The organism is Burkholderia sp. A2, from assembly GCF_001729305.1.
GTDB lineage: Bacteria > Pseudomonadota > Gammaproteobacteria > Burkholderiales > Burkholderiaceae > Burkholderia > Burkholderia sola.
Window position 1 is genome coordinate 73,809 of sequence record NZ_LZXX01000088.1, and the last position, 15,834, is coordinate 89,642.

A 15,834-nucleotide genomic window follows, 5' to 3' on the forward strand; every position below is an offset into this window, starting at 1 on the left:
CTACTCAAGGAATGCCATGCCCGCGCTGAATCTCGACACCGACGCAGATCGGATCGCCGAGCGCCTCGCCGATCCCGGCACGTTGCTGGTCGCGTGCCTGTGCGCCGACTGGTGCGGCACGTGCCGCGACTACCGGACCGCGTTCGACCGGCTCGCCGACGCGCATCCGGACGCCTGCTTCGCGTGGATCGACATCGAAACCCATGCCGACCGGCTCGACGATCTCGACGTCGAGAACTTCCCGACCATCCTGATCGAGGATGCCCACACCGCACGCTTCTTCGGCACGGTGCTGCCGCACGCGGCGATCGTCGAGCGCATGCTGTCCGACCTGAGCGCGGTGCCCGGTGCGCCGCACGCACCGAAATTGCGCGACGTCCTGAACGTCGAAGCCTGAATTCGCGGGCCGGCGCGGCGGTTTGGCGCAGGTTTGCGCGCCCCGCCGCGCCCGGCGCTTGCCGCCGTTGCGGCCCCCCACTATGATGAGCCGCTTTTTACACGCTGAGCCGCCGTCGCTGCGGCGTGTGCTATAAAGCGGTCGTAAAAGGGACCCACACCGGCGAACCCGGTCTACCAACACACACCTGTCATGTCCAAAGCACTGATCATTGCGGAAAAGCCTTCTGTCGCGAACGACATCGCACGCGCTTTGGGCGGCTTTACCAAGCATGACGAGTATTACGAGAGCGACGATTTCGTCCTTTCGTCCGCTGTCGGCCACCTGCTGGAAATCGCCGCCCCGGAGGAATACGAGGTCAAGCGCGGGAAATGGAGCTTCGCGCATCTGCCCGTCATCCCCCCGCATTTTGACCTGAACCCGATCGCAAAAAGCGAGTCGCGCCTCAAGGTGCTCACGAAGCTGATGAAGCGCAAGGATGTCGACCGCCTGATCAACGCATGTGACGCGGGGCGCGAAGGCGAGCTGATTTTCCGCCTGATCGCGCAGCACGCGAAGGCGAAGCAGCCGGTCCAACGACTGTGGCTGCAATCGATGACGCCGCAGGCGATCCGCGACGGTTTCGCGAACCTGCGCAGCGACTCGGACATGCAGCCGCTCGCCGACGCCGCACGCTGCCGCTCGGAAGCCGACTGGCTCGTCGGGATCAACGGCACCCGCGCGATGACCGCGTTCAACAGCAAGGGCGGCGGCTTCTTCCTGACCACCGTCGGCCGCGTTCAGACGCCAACGTTGTCGATCGTCGTCGAACGTGAGGAGAAAATCCGCCGCTTCGTCCCGCGCGACTACTGGGAAGTGAAAGCCGAATTCGCGTGCGCGGCCGGCTTCTACGAAGGCAAGTGGTACGACCCGAAATTCAAGCGCGACGAGTTCGATCCGGAAAAACGCGACTCCCGCCTGTGGAGCCTGCCGGCGGCCGAAACGATCGTCGCCGCCTGCCGCGACCAGGTCGGCACGGTATCCGAGGAATCGAAGCCGTCGACGCAACTGTCGCCGCTGCTGTTCGACCTGACGAGCCTGCAGCGCGAGGCGAACGGCCGCTTCGGCTTCTCCGCGAAGAACACGCTCGGCCTCGCCCAGGCGCTGTATGAAAAGCACAAGGTGCTGACCTACCCGCGTACCGACGCGCGCGCGCTGCCGGAAGACTACCTGTCGACGGTCGAGTCCACGCTCGAGATGCTCAAGGAGAGCCACAACTACCTGCCGCATGCGAAGCAGGTGCTCGACAAGGGCTGGGTGAAGCCGAACAAGCGGATCTTCGACAACTCGAAGATCAGCGACCACTTTGCAATCATCCCGACGCTGCAGGCGCCGAAATCGCTGTCCGAGCCGGAGCAGAAGCTGTACGACCTGGTCGTGAAGCGTTTCCTCGCGGTGTTCTTCCCGGCAGCCGAATTCCGCGTCACCACGCGGATCACCGAAGTCGCCGGCCATCACTTCAAGACCGAAGGCAAGGTGCTCGTCGAGCCAGGCTGGCTGCAGGTGTACGGCCGCGATGCCGAAGGCGCGGACGCGAACCTCGTGCCGGTGCAGAAGGACGAGAAGGTGAAGACGGACGAAATCGCCGCCGTCGCGCTCGTGACCAAGCCGCCCGCACGCTACTCGGAAGCGACGCTGCTGTCCGCGATGGAAGGCGCCGGCAAACTGGTCGAGGACGACGAGCTGCGCGAGGCGATGGCCGCGAAGGGCCTCGGGACGCCGGCGACGCGTGCGGCGATCATCGAAGGCCTGCTCGGCGAGAAGTACCTGCTGCGCGAAGGCCGCGAACTGATCCCGACCGCGAAGGCGTTCCAGCTGATGACGCTGCTGCGCGGCCTCGGCGTGAAGGAACTCACCGCGCCCGAGCTCACCGGCGAATGGGAATACAAGCTGTCGCAGATGGAGCGCGGCAATCTCGGCCGAGACGCGTTCATGCAGGAAATCGCCCGCATGACGCAGCAGATCGTCAAGCGCGCGAAGGAATACGATTCCGACACGATTCCCGGCGACTACGCGACCCTTCAGACGCCGTGCCCGAATTGCGGCGGCCAGGTGAAGGAAAACTACCGCCGCTTCGCGTGCACGAAGTGCGACTTCTCGATCTCGAAGATCCCGGGTAGCCGGCAGTTCGAGATCCCGGAAGTCGAGGAGCTGTTGCAGAAAAAGGAAATCGGGCCGCTGTCCGGGTTCCGCAGCAAGATGGGCCGCCCGTTCTCGGCGATCCTCAAGCTGTCCTTCGACGACGAGACGAAGAACTACAAGCTCGAGTTCGATTTCGGCCAGGACCAGGGCGGCGAGGAAGGCGAAGCGCCCGACTTCTCCGCGCAGGAACCGGTCGGCGCGTGCCCGAAGTGCAAGGGCCGCGTGTTCGAGCACGGGATGAGCTACGTGTGCGAGCACTCGGTCGCGAACCCGAAGACCTGCGACTTCCGCTCGGGCAAGGTGATCCTGCAGCAGGAAATCACGCGCGAGCAGATGGGCAAGCTGCTGGCCGACGGCCGCACGGATCTGCTGCCGGGCTTCAAGTCGTCGCGTACCGGCCGCAACTTCAAGGCGTTCCTCGTGAAGCAGCCGGACGGCAAGATCGGCTTCGAGTTCGAGAAGAAGGAACCGAAGGCGGCCGCGGCGAAGAAGACGGCCAAATCGGCGACGAAGGATGCCGAAACCGTGACCGAAGGCGCCGAAGAGAAACCGGCGCCGGCGCGCAAGACCGCCGCCCGCAAGACGACGGCGCGCAAGACGGGTTCGTGACGGCCCGACCGCCGGGCGCCGCTTCGGGCGTGCCCGGCGCCGGCACGCAGCCATAAAAAAACGCGGATCGATCGATCCGCGTTTTTTATTTGCGCCGGCCGTAATGCTACCGGGCGCCGCCCCGTTACAGCGGCGACGGCACCGCCACGCGCGGGCGCGGCGAGCGCGCCACGCGCGGCTGCAGGTTCGGACCGGTCGATTCGGGGGGCTGCTCGGCACGCATCTCGACGCCGATCGGCGGCACCGTCGCGCTCTGCGCGGCCCATTGTTCGCCCATCGTCGCGTCGGTCGAGTGGCTGAAATGCTCGACGAGGTGGTCGATGAACGTCCGCACCTTCGCCGGCAGATGGCGCCGGCTCGGGTACGCGATGTTGATCTCGACCTGCGGCAGCCGGAAATCCGGCAGCAGCCGCACGAGCGCGCCGCGCGCGATGTCGCTGCCGATCAGGTAGCTCGGCAGGATCGCGACGCCCATCCCGAGCAACGCGAACTGGCGCAGCATCGCGGTGTTGTTCGCGACGATCACGTTGGTCGGGCGCACGCGCACTTCGCCGTCCGGCCCCGTGAACACGCGCTCGTCGCCCCAGTATTCGGTTGGCAGGCTCAGGGCCGGGTGTTCGGCGAGTTGCTCCGGATGAATCGGCACGCCGTGCTTCTCCAGATAGCTGGGCGTCGCGCACACGGTCATGCAGCCGGTGGTCAGGCGCCGCGTGACGATGCTCGCGCTACGCATCTGGCGCGTGACGACGATGCCGACGTCGAAGCCTTCCTCGACCAGATCGACCTGCCGGTCGACCAGCGTGAGATCCGGCACCACTTTCGGAAAATTCTCCGTGTACGACTGCAGGACGGGGGCGAGGTTGTGCAGGCCGAACACGACCGGCGCGACGATGCGCAGCGTGCCGACCGGCTCGTGATTGCGCGCGACGACCATCTGTTCGACATCCTCGAGCTCGTCGAGGATCTGGCGGGCACGCTCCAGATAGACCTGACCCGACTCCGTCAGGGAGAGGCTGCGCGTGGTGCGGTTAAGCAAACGCGTGCCGAGCCGGCCCTCCAGATCGGCGACGTGGCGCGTCGCGACCGCGTTGGAGATATCCATTGCGCTCGCGGCCCGCGCGAAACTGCCGAGATCTGCAACCTTGACGAACACGCGCATCGACTGCAAATGATCCATAAACGACTCCTGCCGCTGTTACAACTTCAAAAAGATGAAGCAAATGCGTAATTCTCCTACGACAGCGGAAATGATGCAGAGTTGCTCAACAAGGGGCCGGTTGACGATAAAAATAGTCAAAAATCCTCGCCTTCTGCGGATACTTGATCCAATTATTCTGCTTGAAGCAACAATTGGGTGAACCTCGTCGAGTAAGCGGCCGAATCAGGAAAGACGTATTTGATGCGACACAACAGCGCGCCCCTTCGCACGGCGCGGGAGGAGCGCCCGGGATGGCGGGGGCCGATTGCGGCGGAGCGTAACAACCTGTTAAAAAGACACCATGAAGGCGGCCGACGTTGCATCATGTCGGCCCCGGCCGGGCGAGACGGCCGCGCAAGCTGCGCCGCCGCCCCTGCCGCTTTCAACGCGCGACACCCCGTTCACCATGAAAATTGCCATCCTCGACGACTACCAGGACGCCGTCCGCAAGCTGAACTGCTTCGAGATGCTCGCCGGCCACGACGTGAAGGTCTTCAACAATACGGTGCGCGGCCTGGGACAGCTCGCCAGCCGTCTGGCGGAAGTCGAGGCGCTCGTGCTGATTCGTGAACGGACCCCGATTACGTCGCAATTGCTCGCCAAGCTGCCGAACCTGCGCATGATCAGCCAGACCGGCCGCGTGTCGAGTCACATCGATCTCGACGCGTGTACCGACCGCGGCATCGCGGTGCTCGAAGGCACCGGTTCGCCGGTCGCGCCGGCCGAACTGACCTGGGCGCTCGTGATGGCCGCCCAGCGCCGCATTCCGCAATACGTCGCGAACCTGAAGCAGGGCGCGTGGCAGCAGTCGGGCCTGAAGACGTCGGCGCTGCCGCCGAACTTCGGCCTCGGCCAGGTGCTGCGCGGCCAGACGCTCGGCATCTGGGGCTACGGCAAGATCGGCCGGCTCGTCGCCGGTTACGGCAAGGCGTTCGGGATGAACGTGCTGGTCTGGGGCCGCGAGCATTCGCTCGAAGCCGCGCGCGCCGACGGTTACACGGCCGCCGAGAGCCGCGAAGCGCTGTTCGAGCAGAGCGACGTGCTGTCACTGCACCTGCGCCTGCACGACGACACGCGCGGGATCGTGAAGCAGGAAGACCTGATGCGGATGAAGCCGACGTCGCTGCTCGTCAACACGAGCCGCGCCGAGCTGCTCGAGGAAAACGCGCTCGTCAACGCGCTGTCGCACAACCGTCCGGGGATGGTCGCGATCGACGTGTTCGAAAGTGAACCGATCCTGCAGGGCTACAGCCTGCTGCGGATGGAAAACGTCATCTGCACGCCGCACATCGGCTACGTCGAACGCGAAAGCTACGAGCTGTATTTCAGTGCCGCATTCCGCAACATTCTCGCGTTCGACGACGGCGACATGTCGAGCGTCGCCAACCCGGAAGCGCTGACGCCGATCCGCAAGCGCTGATCGCACGGGCCGCGCACGTCGCGCGGCCCCCTTTGGTCAGGCGGCCGGGCGGCCGCCCGTCATCGCGCCGACGCGCGTGAGGAAATGCTCGCCGTCGCGCCGCCCGAGATCGTACGCATGCCGCATCTGCGACGGGCTCGTGTAATCCCAGCTCGAAATCGGGACCTTGCTCGACGGCTGCACATACAGCCGCCGCTGCTCGCCATGCGCGACCGTGAACATCTGCGGACGCGGATACAGCCGCGTGACGAGCACCAGCACGTCGCCCGGCGACGGATCGAGCGCATCGACCGGCACGTTGTCGACCATCCCGCCGTCGAGCACCGGCCGCCCGCCGCGCCGCAGCACCGGCGTGAACGGCGGCGTGCAGGACGACTGCAGGATCAGGTCGGCGAGTTCGTCGACCTGCGTGCAGGCCTGCGCGCGCACGAATTCCGGCCGAAAGCCGAGCGTGCGCCCGAGCGTCGGGTGCAGCGTCTTGCGCACGTACTTTTCGATGTTGTATGCGACGAGGCCGGCGGCGACCGCGCTACGCGCGCCGAGCCAGCGCGGCACGTGCGACACGCCGATGCGGATCTCCGGCGCCGCGGCGAGCTTCGCGAACGGCTCGCCGTAGATGTCGAGCAGCGCCTGACGGTAGATCCGGTAATGCGGAAACACCGGCTCGCGCCCGAACAGGTTGCCCCAGTACGCGTTCTTCCGGTTGTGGCGCAGCGCCTCTTCGTAATAGCGCATCACCCACGCGGCGTCGCGCGTATACAGCATGCATGCGGTGGCCGCGCCGGCCGAGATGCCGGTGATCACGCGCGGGCGCAGGCCGAGGGCCGGCTGCGCGACGTCCCAGAAGCCGGCCTGCCACCAGCAGCGATTGCCGCCGCCCGCAAAGACGATCTGGTCGAACATCGCGCCGCTCAGCCGATGAGCGCGTAGGTCGACGTCGCGTGGACGGCCATCTTGCCGTCCTCGTCGAACAGCTCGACTTCGCCGAACACGAGGTTGCGGCCCATCCGCAGCACGCGCGCGGTGACCAGCACGTCGCCCTTGCGCACCGGACGCATGAAGTTCGTGTTCAGCGACACCGTCGTCATCGGCCGGAATTCGCCGAGCGCGGCCGAAATCGCGACCACCATCGCGGTGTCGGCGGCCGCCGTGAACACCTGGCCGCAGATCACGCCGCCCGAATGACGGAACTCGCCGGAAAACGGCAGGCGCAGCGTGACGCTGTCGTCGCCGATCGACACGGGGACCAGACCCAGCGAGCGGACCCACGGGGCCAGCAGGCGATCCAGCAATTCGCGGACTGCGTTTTCGTCCATCTTCGAATGTCCAGAAAACGTTGCGCGACCGCCGCGCAACGCGTGTGGCGTCATCATACCGGGAGCGCGCAAACTACGACCGCTCGTTACGGCGCGGACGGCCGCCTTTGCCTTGACGAAATATTTTAAGAAAATCTGCAGAAAGGGCTTGCCATGTCCTGAAAACACCGGCATAATCTTTCTTCTGTTGGGGGCGTTAGCTCAGTTGGTAGAGCAGCGGACTCTTAATCCGTAGGTCGAGTGTTCGAGTCACTCACGCCCCACCAGGAATTCCAAAGGCCGGTCAGCGAAAGCTGACCGGCCTTTTTCCGTTCTGGCGCGCCGCATTCGTGGCGTGCGCCTTTCACGGCGGTACACGACCGCACGCCCGGCGCGCATCGTTTCCGCTAGAATCGTCCGACAAATATCACACGACCGGCGCCAAGCATCGTCGTTGGCCCGCCGGCACTGAGAGAGCATGGGACGTCAGACATGGAAGCATGTGAACGACGCGCGACCATTCAGAGGGCACGGTTGCGCCAATATCGGCCCGTCCGTCGCGATAGGCCGCTCACCCGGGCACACCCGAATCCGCGCGACGCACGAACCGGATCGCGTCATGCCGGGTAAGGGCGCGCGGGTCGCACTGATGATCGGTGTCGTCCTGTTCGTGCTGGCCGGCGTACTGGCCATCACCGCAAGCCGGGAACCCGGCCACCTGGTCCGCGCGCCGGGCACGGTCGTGCGCATCGTCCAGGACAGCGATGCGATGCGCGCGTACCGCCCGATCGTCGCGTACCTCGCGAACGACGGCCAGCGCCGCGAAGTCGCCGGCAATACCGCATCGCCAGTTCCCGCCTACGACATCGGCGAAAACGTCGACGTCCTGCTCGACCCCGACCACCCCGAGCGCCCCGCGCTGATCGACGATTTCACGCAACGCTGGTTTCCGGTGGCCGTGCCCGCGCTGCTCGCCGTCGCGGCGTTCGCGATCGGCGGCCTGCTGATTGCCGGCGAGCGTCGCCGCCGGCAATCGGACCCGGCACCGCCCCGCACCGCACGCAAGCCGGCTCGGCGCCGCTGGGATGTGGCGGTCGTGCTGATTCCGATCGCGATCGGCACGGGCTTTCTCGCCGGCGCCGGCGCGGCCGGCCTGCGTCAGTGGCAGATCGTCCACCACTATGCGCGTTCGACCGGCCATGTGGTCGAGATCGCGAAAAACGGGCGGTCGTCGCGGTCGCGCACGACGCCGTATTCGGCCGTCGTCGCGTTCACCACCGACAGCGGGCGGCTGATCACGTTCGCCCAAGGCTCGGCGTCGTCGCGCCCGGGCCTGCACGAAGGCGACGCAGTCAACGTGCTGTACGACCCCGTCACCCCCGAGCGTGCGCTCGTCGATCGCTTCTGGGATCGCTGGGGCCTCACGGCCATCCTGTTCGCGATCGGTGCGCCGTTCCTTGCAGCGGGGCTGTTCATCGCCGCGACGTTATGGCCCGACCACCAGCGGCCGCACGAAGCCGCTCAATGACGCACGCGCGGCGCGGCAACCGTCGCGACGCGCGCGTCACCGCTCCCTGAACGCCGCCACCTTCGCGCGATTCCCGCACGTGCGCATGTCGCACCAGCGCCGCCCGACGCCGCGGCCGCGGTCGACGAAGAACCACGTACACCGGCCGCACTGCCGCACGCGCGCGAAATCGTCGCTGCGCATCAGATGCTCGAAACCGAGCGCGACTGCGTCGATCCAGCGCGACGCGACACGCGCGTCGGGCCGCCACGCGAAGCGGCCGCCGACCGCGTCGAACGCGCTGCGGCCGATCGCTTCGCGGATCGCCACCGCGAGCCGGTCCGCCGCACGCGCGCCCGCGCTGCCGCCGCCTTCGGTCGTCAGGTGCGTGATCGCGGCGTACGCGTCGTCGCGAAAGCGGTGCAGCGCCGCCAGCTCGTCGGGGCCGTCCTGCCGAGGATGACGCAGCAACCGCGCCAGATCGTCCGGCGTCAGCAATCCCGCCTTCCCTGCCCAAGCGCGCACGGCCGGCCAGTCGACAAGCTTCTCCTCGTCGCGTGTCTTGCCCGTGTCGGCCACCGTGTTGAGGAAGTCGAGCGCCGGATGACCGCCGACGAAATCGGCCGCGCTCCATTCGTGCTCATGTCGCGCCGGGTGGGATCGAGTAACCATTTATTTTCACCTATCGGTTTCACATCCGGACAATCCGGCGTAACCTGTTAACAACCGAAACAGGTTATCACGGAGAAGCCGATGCTCGAACTCGCGAACCGCCTCAACTTCGAAGGCCACCGGATTGCATGGGGCACGCTCGGCGAAGGCCCGCCACTCGTCCTCGTGCACGGCACGCCGTTTTCGTCGCAGGTATGGCGCCGGATCGCGCCGTGGCTCGCGCGGCGCCATCGCGTGTATTTCTACGACCTGCTCGGCTACGGCCAGTCCGACATGCCGGACGCGGACGTGTCGCTGGGCCGCCAGAACGCGCTGTTCGGCGCGCTGCTGAATGAATGGAAACTGTTGCGGCCGCGCGTGCTCGCGCACGACTACGGCGGCGCTACCGTGCTTCGCGCGCACTTTCTCGACGGCATCGCGTATGCGGATCTCACGCTCGTGAACCCGGTCGCGATCGCGCCGCAAGGGTCGCCGTTCGTGCGTCACGTCGCGCAGCACGAAGCCGCGTTCACCGGCTTGCCCGCGTACGCGCATCACGCGCTCCTGTCGGCCTATATCAGCCAGGCGGTCGCGCGGCCGTTGAGCGACGACGTGCTGTCGATCTACCGCGAGCCGTGGCTCACGCCGGCCGGGCAAGCCGCGTTCTATCGCCAGATCGCGCAGATGCGCCAGCGCTACATCGAGGAAGCGGAGGCCCGCTACGCGCCGCCGGACTTTCCGGTGCGCATCGTGTGGGGCGAGGACGACGTGTGGATTCCGCTCGAGCAAGGACAGGCGCTGGCCGATCGCATCGCGAACGGCACGCTGATCCGGGTCCCCAACGCGGGTCATCTGGTTCAGGAGGATGCGCCGGAAGCGATCGTCGCCGCCGTGCTCGATGGGGACGCACCGGGCTGAGCATCACCGCATCGCGTATCGCGTCAGAACACCGGCACGCCTTGCGCGAGCGTCGCGACGAACTTCGCGGTGCGCGGGTCGCGCGGCCGGCCGAATACGTCGCGCGATGCGCCGGCCTCGACGATGCGGCCATCGGCAAGGAACACCGCGTCGTGCGCGATCGACGCGGCCAGACGCAGGTCGTGCGTGGCCATCAGCATCGTCGTGCCTTCGCGTGCCAGCTGGCGCAGCACCTCGACCACTTCGACGGACAGCTCCGGATCGAGCGCCGACGTCGGCTCGTCGCACAGCAGCACCTGCGGCGACGGCGCGAGCGCCCGCGCGATCGCGACACGCTGCTGCTGTCCGCCCGACAACGTGGCCGGCCATGCGTCGGCCTTGTCCGCGATGCCGACCTTGTCGAGCAGCGCGAGCGCCCGCTGGCGCGCCTGTTCGCGCGGCCAGCGCTGCACGGTCACGAGCCCCTCCATCACGTTCTGCACGACGCTCAGGTGCGGAAACAACTGGAAGTTCTGGAACACCATGCCGGTCTGCTTGCGCACCGCGAACACCGCGTCGCGCGACGGCCGGTACGCAGGCACGAAGTCGATGCGCGCATCGCCGACCACGAGCGCACCCGCCTCCGGCACTTCGAGCAGGTTCACGCAGCGCAGCAGCGTGCTCTTGCCGCTGCCGGATGGGCCGATCAGCGCCGTCACGCTCCCCGGCTGCAGTGCGAGGTCGATCCCGCTCAGCACGCGATGCGCGCCGAACGACTTGTCGATGCGTTCGAGGCGGATCATCGCAGCTCCGCGTGGAACAGCGCGTGGCGGCCGAAGCGAAGCTCCAGCCGGCGTTGCAGCGACGACAGCACCGAGCTGAACAGCAGATAGATCAGCGCGGCTTCGGTATAGAGGATCAGCGGCTCGTAGGTCACGGCCGCGATGCGTTGCGCGGCCTGGAAGATTTCGGGCACGGTCAGCACGGCCGCGAGCGACGTGTCCTTCACGAGCGAAATGAATGAATTCGACAGCGCGGGCAGCGCAACGCGCGCGGCCTGCGGCAGGATCGCGCGGCGCAGCGCCTGCGCGCGCGTCATCGCCATCGAGTATGCGGCTTCCCACTGCCCCTTCGGGATCGACTCGATCACGCCGCGGATCACCTCGGCGTTGTACGCGCCGACGTTCAGCGAGAAGCCGATCACGGCGGCCGTCAGCGGATCGAGCACGATGCCGACGTTCGGCAACCCGTAGAAGATCACGAACAACTGTACGAGCAGCGGCGAGCCGCGGAACAGCCAGATATAGAACCGCACGACGGCCTGCGCCCAGCGCGGCCCGAACAGCCGCACGAGCGCCGCGCCGAACGCGAGCAACAGGCCGATCGCGAACGACGCGAGCGTGAGCGGAACCGTAAACACGAGCCCCGCGACCAGCAGGGGACGCAGCGATTCCACCATCAGGTGCAGCCAGGCCGGCATCGTTCAGTCTCGCGTCACGGCTGCGACACGTCGCGGCCGAAGTACTTCTGCGAGATCTTCGCGTAGGTGCCGTCCGCCTTGATGTCGGCGAGCGCCTTGTCGATCGCGGCCACCAGCGCGGGGCTGCCCTTGCGCAGCAGCACGCCGGACGCATCGCCCGCGCCGGTCTTGTCGGTCGCCGCGATCTTCAGTTTCGCGTCGGGCTTGTGCTTGCGGAAATCGAGGTACGACAGCGAATCGTTGATCGTCGCATCGACGCGCCCGGACGTCAGCAGGTCGATCGATTCGTTGAAGCCCTGCACGGGCACCACGTCCGCGCCGTGCGCGGCCGCGAGCTTGCCGAAATTGCTGGTCAGCGTGTTCGCGGATTTCTTGCCCTTCAGGTCGTCGAACGAGCGGATCGTCGTGTTGTCCGCGCGCACGATCAGCACAGCATGCGACGTGATGTACGGCGTCGAGAAATCGTATTTCGCCTTGCGCGCGTCGGTGATCGACACTTCGTTGACGACCGCGTCGTAGCGGTTCACGTCGAGGCCCGCGATCAGCCCGTCCCATTTGCCTTCGACGAACTGCGGCTTCACGCCGAGGCGCTGCGCGATCGCGGTTGCGATATCGACGTCGAAACCCGTCAGCTTGCCGGTCTCGTCGTGGTACGTGAACGGCGCGTAGGTGCCTTCGGTGCCGACGCGGAACACGCCGGACGACTTGATCTGCGACAGGTCGTCGGCAGCCAGCGCACTGGTGGCCGCGACGGCCTGCAGTAGCGCGACGACCAGGATGGAGCGGAGGAATTTCATGGTGCGGACCCCGAATGATTGGAGAGGATCGTCCCGCCTGCGCGCCTGCGCCGTGCGAGAGGTCCGCGAATTCTACCGATGCGTCGAGGCCCGGCAAAAACGCAAATCGGCTAACGATATGAGCCGATCGAATAACGCCCGCACCGGCCGCCATGCCGGCGCGGGCGCCTTACACATCGCTTACCACGGCAGCGAATACGTCTTCGTATTCGTGAAGCTCTTCATGGCTTCCTGCACGCCTTCCTTGTACCCGAGGCCCGAATCCTTCACGCCGCCGAACGGCGTCAGTTCGAGCCGATAGCCGGGCACCTCGCGCACGTTCACGCTGCCGACTTCCAGCTCGGTGATGAAGCGCGTGATGTGGTCGAAGCGGTTCGTGCAGACCGACGACGACAGCGCGTAGTCGGTGCTGTTCGACATCCGGATCGCTTCGTCGATGTCGCGAAAGCGCATGATCGGCGACACCGGGCCGAAGGTTTCGTGCTTGACCAGCGGCATGTCGGGCGTCACGCGATCGACGACGGTCGGCGAATACAGCGCGCCGTCGCGCACGTTGCCGGCCAGCAGCCGCGCCCCGCGCGCGATCGCGTCGTTCACCTGCTGCTCGCAGAACTTCGCGGCCGCTTCGTCGATCACCGTGCCCATGTCGACCGACGGATCGGACGGATTGCCGTACGACCACGCGCGCGTCTTCTCGACGACCAGCTCCGTGAAGCGATCGGCCACCGCCTCATGCACGAGCATCCGCTTGATCGCCGTGCAGCGCTGCCCCGAATTCCTGTACGAGCCCGACACCGCGAGCGTGCTTGCTTCGTCGAGATCGGCATCTTCCATCACGATGATCGGATCGTTGCCGCCGAGTTCGAGCACCGCGCGCCGGTAGCCCATCCGCGCGGCGATCGACTTGCCGATCGACACGCCGCCGGTGAACGTGATCATGTCGATCGCCGGGTTCGTGATCAGCTCGTCGGCGATCTCCTTCGGGTCGCCGGTGATCACCTGCAGCATCTGCGGCGGCAGGCCGGCTTCGTACAGGATGTCCGCGAACAGGTAGCACGACAGCGGCACCTTCTCCGACGGCTTCACGACGATCCGGTTGTTGGTCGCGACCGACGGCACGATCTTGTGCGCGACCTGGTTCATCGGGTGATTGAACGGCGTGATCGCCGAAATCACGCCGAGCAGCGGGTCGCGCTGCGTATACACGCGGCGCTTCTTGCCGTGCGGCGTCAGATCGCACGAGAAGATCTGCCCGTCGTCCTTCAGCACTTCGCCGGCGCCGAAGGTCAGCACGTCGGCCACGCGGCCGGCCTCGTACGTCGAATCCTTGATGCACAACCCGGCCTCGGCCGTGATCAACGCCGCGATCGCCGCGGTACGCGCACGCACGATGTCGGCCGCGCGGCGCAGGATCGCCGCGCGCTCATGACGCGTGAGCGCCGGCCGGTACGCGCGCGCGACCGCGAATGCGCGGCGCACGTCGTCGAGCGTCGCCTTCGGCACGGTGCCTACCCGCGCGCCGTCGTACGGGTTGCGCACGTCGATCACCGCATCGCGGTAGATCTTTTCACCATCGATTCGCAGTGCTTCGCGACGAAGCTCGCGGACATCCGTCGATACTGCAGTGGCGTTCATGACTGTCTCCTGGCGGATGCGTCCGCGTCACTGCAGATGGTTGAGCGCGATGTCGACGATGTCGAAGTTGCGCAGCCGCGCGCGGCCGGCGACGTCTGGCGCAACCGGCTTGCTGAAGATCAGCGGCACGATCTGCTCGGCGATCCCGCCGTGCGAGCGCAGCGGCACGTCGAGGCCCGACAGGTCGTGCTTGATGCGGCGCGTGCCGAGCACGACGTCGTGCTTCGAGATCACGATCAGGTCGCCCATCCGCGCGGGCGGCAATTCGAAGCGCGCGCAGCCTTCGGCGCCCGTCAGCACGACCTCGATGCCGTCGACCGCGGCGAGCCGCGCGCGTAGCGCCTCGGCATCGGCCGTCGCCGGCACGTAGACGGTCGCGAACGAACCGAGCGCGCCGTGGTGCACGACGTACGGATCGGTGATCGGCAGGATCACGCGCGCCGCATCGGGGCCGAGCCATTCGTCGAACAGCTCCTGCAGGTAGATCACGTTCGGCTCGCCGGTCGCGCCGTCGTGCTTCGCGTTCATCCCGTGATCCGCGGTGATCGCGACGATCGCGCCGAGTTCGTCGAGGCGCTGCAGGTAGATGTCCATCATCGCGTAGAACGCGTTCGCGCCGGGCGTGCCGGGTGCGCACTTGTGCTGCACGTAGTCGGTGGTCGACAGGTACATCAGGTCGATCGGGCGCGTCTCGAGCAGGCGCACGCCGGCCGCGAACACGAACTCGGACAGATCCGCGCTGTACACGCTCGGCACCGGCTTGCCGACCAGCTCGAGCACGTGGTCGATGCCGTTTTCGGCGATGTTCGCCTCGTCGGCCTTTTCCGACGAGAAGCAGATGCCCTTCAGCCCCTTGCCGAGCAGGCGGCGCAGCTTGTCCTTCGCGGTGACGACCGCGACGCGCGCCCCCTGTTCCGCGAAAGTCGCGAGCACGGTGGGCGCGACGAGGTACTTCGGATCGTTCATCAGCACCTCGGCGCCGGTGTCGCGATCGTAGAAGTAGTTGCCGCTGATCCCGTGGATCGCCGGCGGCACGCCGGTGACGATCGACAGGTTGTTCGGGTTCGTGAAGCTCGGCACCACGCACTCGCCCTTGAGCGCCGTGCCCGGCTTCAGCAGCGTGCGCAGGAACGGCGCGACGCCGGCCGCGGCCGCTTCTTCCAGATATTCGTATGCGCAGCCATCGACGCAGACGACCACCACGGGCTGGCGCATCCAGTTGTAGCGGCGGCCGTTCACTTCCACGGATACCGGCATTTCAGTCATGACGTTCAGTCCTTTCCGATCGAAGGGGTGAGCCGTCGGCGCCCGCGCCGCGCCGATGGGAAGTATTTCCAGGCTTGACATTAAAAGGGATGATTTGTAGATTGTCAACAACATGCAGAGAACAGCAAGCAAAGACTGACGGCTGACGTCCACGAAAGGAGGACCACCCAGCGGGCCTCGTGCCGCGGCGCGGTTTTTATCAGGCGGTCAAAAAGCGCGGCTACATTGGGTATCGGGCAAGCTCGCGAGGTCGACGCGTTCCGCGTCCGCTGCATCGGCCACTTCGACGAAGCCGGTATTCGGGGAGCGATCGTCGATACGCTGAAGGCGACGGGCGTGCGCCGCATGTTCGCGGAAGCGAGGGCCCGACTCGACGAATCGGGCCGCGCTGCGACGCTGCCGTGCATCGCGGTGCGGCGGTGCCGATTTCGCGTTCGCACTGGTTTTCTTTTTCGCGCCGTGTGCGGCACGGCAACCTCACCCTCACTGGCACGACATCCG

General features: G+C 66.5%; 14 protein-coding genes and 1 tRNA gene. 6 read left to right on the forward strand and 9 right to left on the reverse strand.

The window, feature by feature from the left end:
• The first annotated feature begins 16 nt into the window (after positions 1 to 16).
• Together A9Z05_RS11785 and A9Z05_RS11790 are read left to right on the forward strand one after the other, a co-directional pair.
• The gene (locus tag A9Z05_RS11785) at positions 17 to 397 is read left to right on the forward strand and encodes a thioredoxin family protein (RefSeq protein WP_069618236.1); all 381 of its coding nucleotides are present in this window, start codon (positions 17 to 19) and stop codon (positions 395 to 397) included.
• A 192-nt stretch (positions 398 to 589) separates the two neighbouring features.
• Positions 590 to 3,187, forward strand: a complete 2,598-nt coding sequence (locus A9Z05_RS11790; protein WP_069618237.1) for a DNA topoisomerase III — start codon at positions 590 to 592, stop codon at positions 3,185 to 3,187.
• A gap of 124 nt (positions 3,188 to 3,311) precedes the next feature.
• Here A9Z05_RS11790 and A9Z05_RS11795 read toward each other — a convergent pair whose 3' ends face one another.
• The gene (locus tag A9Z05_RS11795; protein WP_069618238.1) at positions 3,312 to 4,364 is read right to left on the reverse strand and encodes a LysR family transcriptional regulator; all 1,053 of its coding nucleotides are present in this window, start codon (positions 4,362 to 4,364) and stop codon (positions 3,312 to 3,314) included.
• A gap of 427 nt (positions 4,365 to 4,791) precedes the next feature.
• Between A9Z05_RS11795 and A9Z05_RS11800 the strand changes: the two genes are divergently transcribed.
• Entirely contained in the window at positions 4,792 to 5,805 is a 1,014-nt protein-coding gene (locus A9Z05_RS11800; protein ID WP_069618239.1) for a D-2-hydroxyacid dehydrogenase family protein, read from the forward strand.
• A gap of 36 nt (positions 5,806 to 5,841) precedes the next feature.
• Here A9Z05_RS11800 and A9Z05_RS11805 read toward each other — a convergent pair whose 3' ends face one another.
• Together A9Z05_RS11805 and A9Z05_RS11810 are read right to left on the reverse strand one after the other, a co-directional pair.
• Positions 5,842 to 6,708: a patatin-like phospholipase family protein gene (locus A9Z05_RS11805; RefSeq protein ID WP_069618240.1), complete on the reverse strand. Its 867-nt coding sequence runs from the start codon at positions 6,706 to 6,708 to the stop codon at positions 5,842 to 5,844.
• Between the two features lie 8 nt (positions 6,709 to 6,716).
• Positions 6,717 to 7,121, reverse strand: a complete 405-nt coding sequence (locus A9Z05_RS11810; protein WP_069618241.1) for a PaaI family thioesterase — start codon at positions 7,119 to 7,121, stop codon at positions 6,717 to 6,719.
• A gap of 190 nt (positions 7,122 to 7,311) precedes the next feature.
• On the opposite strand from A9Z05_RS11810, the gene A9Z05_RS11815 reads away from it, so the two are divergent.
• Together A9Z05_RS11815 and A9Z05_RS11820 are read left to right on the forward strand one after the other, a co-directional pair.
• Positions 7,312 to 7,387 (forward strand) — tRNA-Lys (locus A9Z05_RS11815).
• Between the two features lie 191 nt (positions 7,388 to 7,578).
• On the forward strand, positions 7,579 to 8,628 hold the full coding sequence (locus A9Z05_RS11820; RefSeq protein ID WP_069618242.1) for a DUF3592 domain-containing protein: 1,050 nt from the start codon (positions 7,579 to 7,581) through the stop codon (positions 8,626 to 8,628).
• A 36-nt stretch (positions 8,629 to 8,664) separates the two neighbouring features.
• Here A9Z05_RS11820 and A9Z05_RS11825 read toward each other — a convergent pair whose 3' ends face one another.
• Positions 8,665 to 9,279: a CGNR zinc finger domain-containing protein gene (locus tag A9Z05_RS11825; RefSeq protein WP_069618243.1), complete on the reverse strand. Its 615-nt coding sequence runs from the start codon at positions 9,277 to 9,279 to the stop codon at positions 8,665 to 8,667.
• Between the two features lie 81 nt (positions 9,280 to 9,360).
• Here A9Z05_RS11825 and A9Z05_RS11830 point away from each other — a divergent pair, with 81 nt between their 5' ends.
• Positions 9,361 to 10,176 (forward strand): alpha/beta fold hydrolase, encoded by an 816-nt coding sequence (locus A9Z05_RS11830; protein ID WP_069618244.1) that lies wholly within the window; start codon positions 9,361 to 9,363, stop codon positions 10,174 to 10,176.
• A gap of 23 nt (positions 10,177 to 10,199) precedes the next feature.
• Here A9Z05_RS11830 and A9Z05_RS11835 read toward each other — a convergent pair whose 3' ends face one another.
• The 5 genes from A9Z05_RS11835 to phnA form a co-directional block, all read right to left on the reverse strand.
• Positions 10,200 to 10,958: an amino acid ABC transporter ATP-binding protein gene (locus A9Z05_RS11835; RefSeq protein WP_069618245.1), complete on the reverse strand. Its 759-nt coding sequence runs from the start codon at positions 10,956 to 10,958 to the stop codon at positions 10,200 to 10,202.
• Entirely contained in the window at positions 10,955 to 11,635 is a 681-nt protein-coding gene (locus A9Z05_RS11840; RefSeq protein WP_069618246.1) for an amino acid ABC transporter permease, read from the reverse strand. The genes A9Z05_RS11835 and A9Z05_RS11840 overlap by 4 nt, the downstream gene beginning before the upstream one ends.
• 14 nt (positions 11,636 to 11,649) lie before the next feature.
• Entirely contained in the window at positions 11,650 to 12,432 is a 783-nt protein-coding gene (locus A9Z05_RS11845) for an amino acid ABC transporter substrate-binding protein (protein ID WP_069618247.1), read from the reverse strand.
• Between the two features lie 180 nt (positions 12,433 to 12,612).
• Positions 12,613 to 14,067 (reverse strand): phosphonoacetaldehyde dehydrogenase, encoded by a 1,455-nt coding sequence (gene phnY / locus A9Z05_RS11850; protein WP_069618248.1) that lies wholly within the window; start codon positions 14,065 to 14,067, stop codon positions 12,613 to 12,615.
• A gap of 27 nt (positions 14,068 to 14,094) precedes the next feature.
• Positions 14,095 to 15,333 carry a phosphonoacetate hydrolase gene (gene phnA, locus A9Z05_RS11855; RefSeq protein WP_069618249.1) on the reverse strand — a complete coding sequence of 413 codons (1,239 nt, stop codon included), beginning with the start codon at positions 15,331 to 15,333 and terminating at the stop codon, positions 14,095 to 14,097.
• Positions 15,334 to 15,834 lie beyond the last annotated feature (501 nt).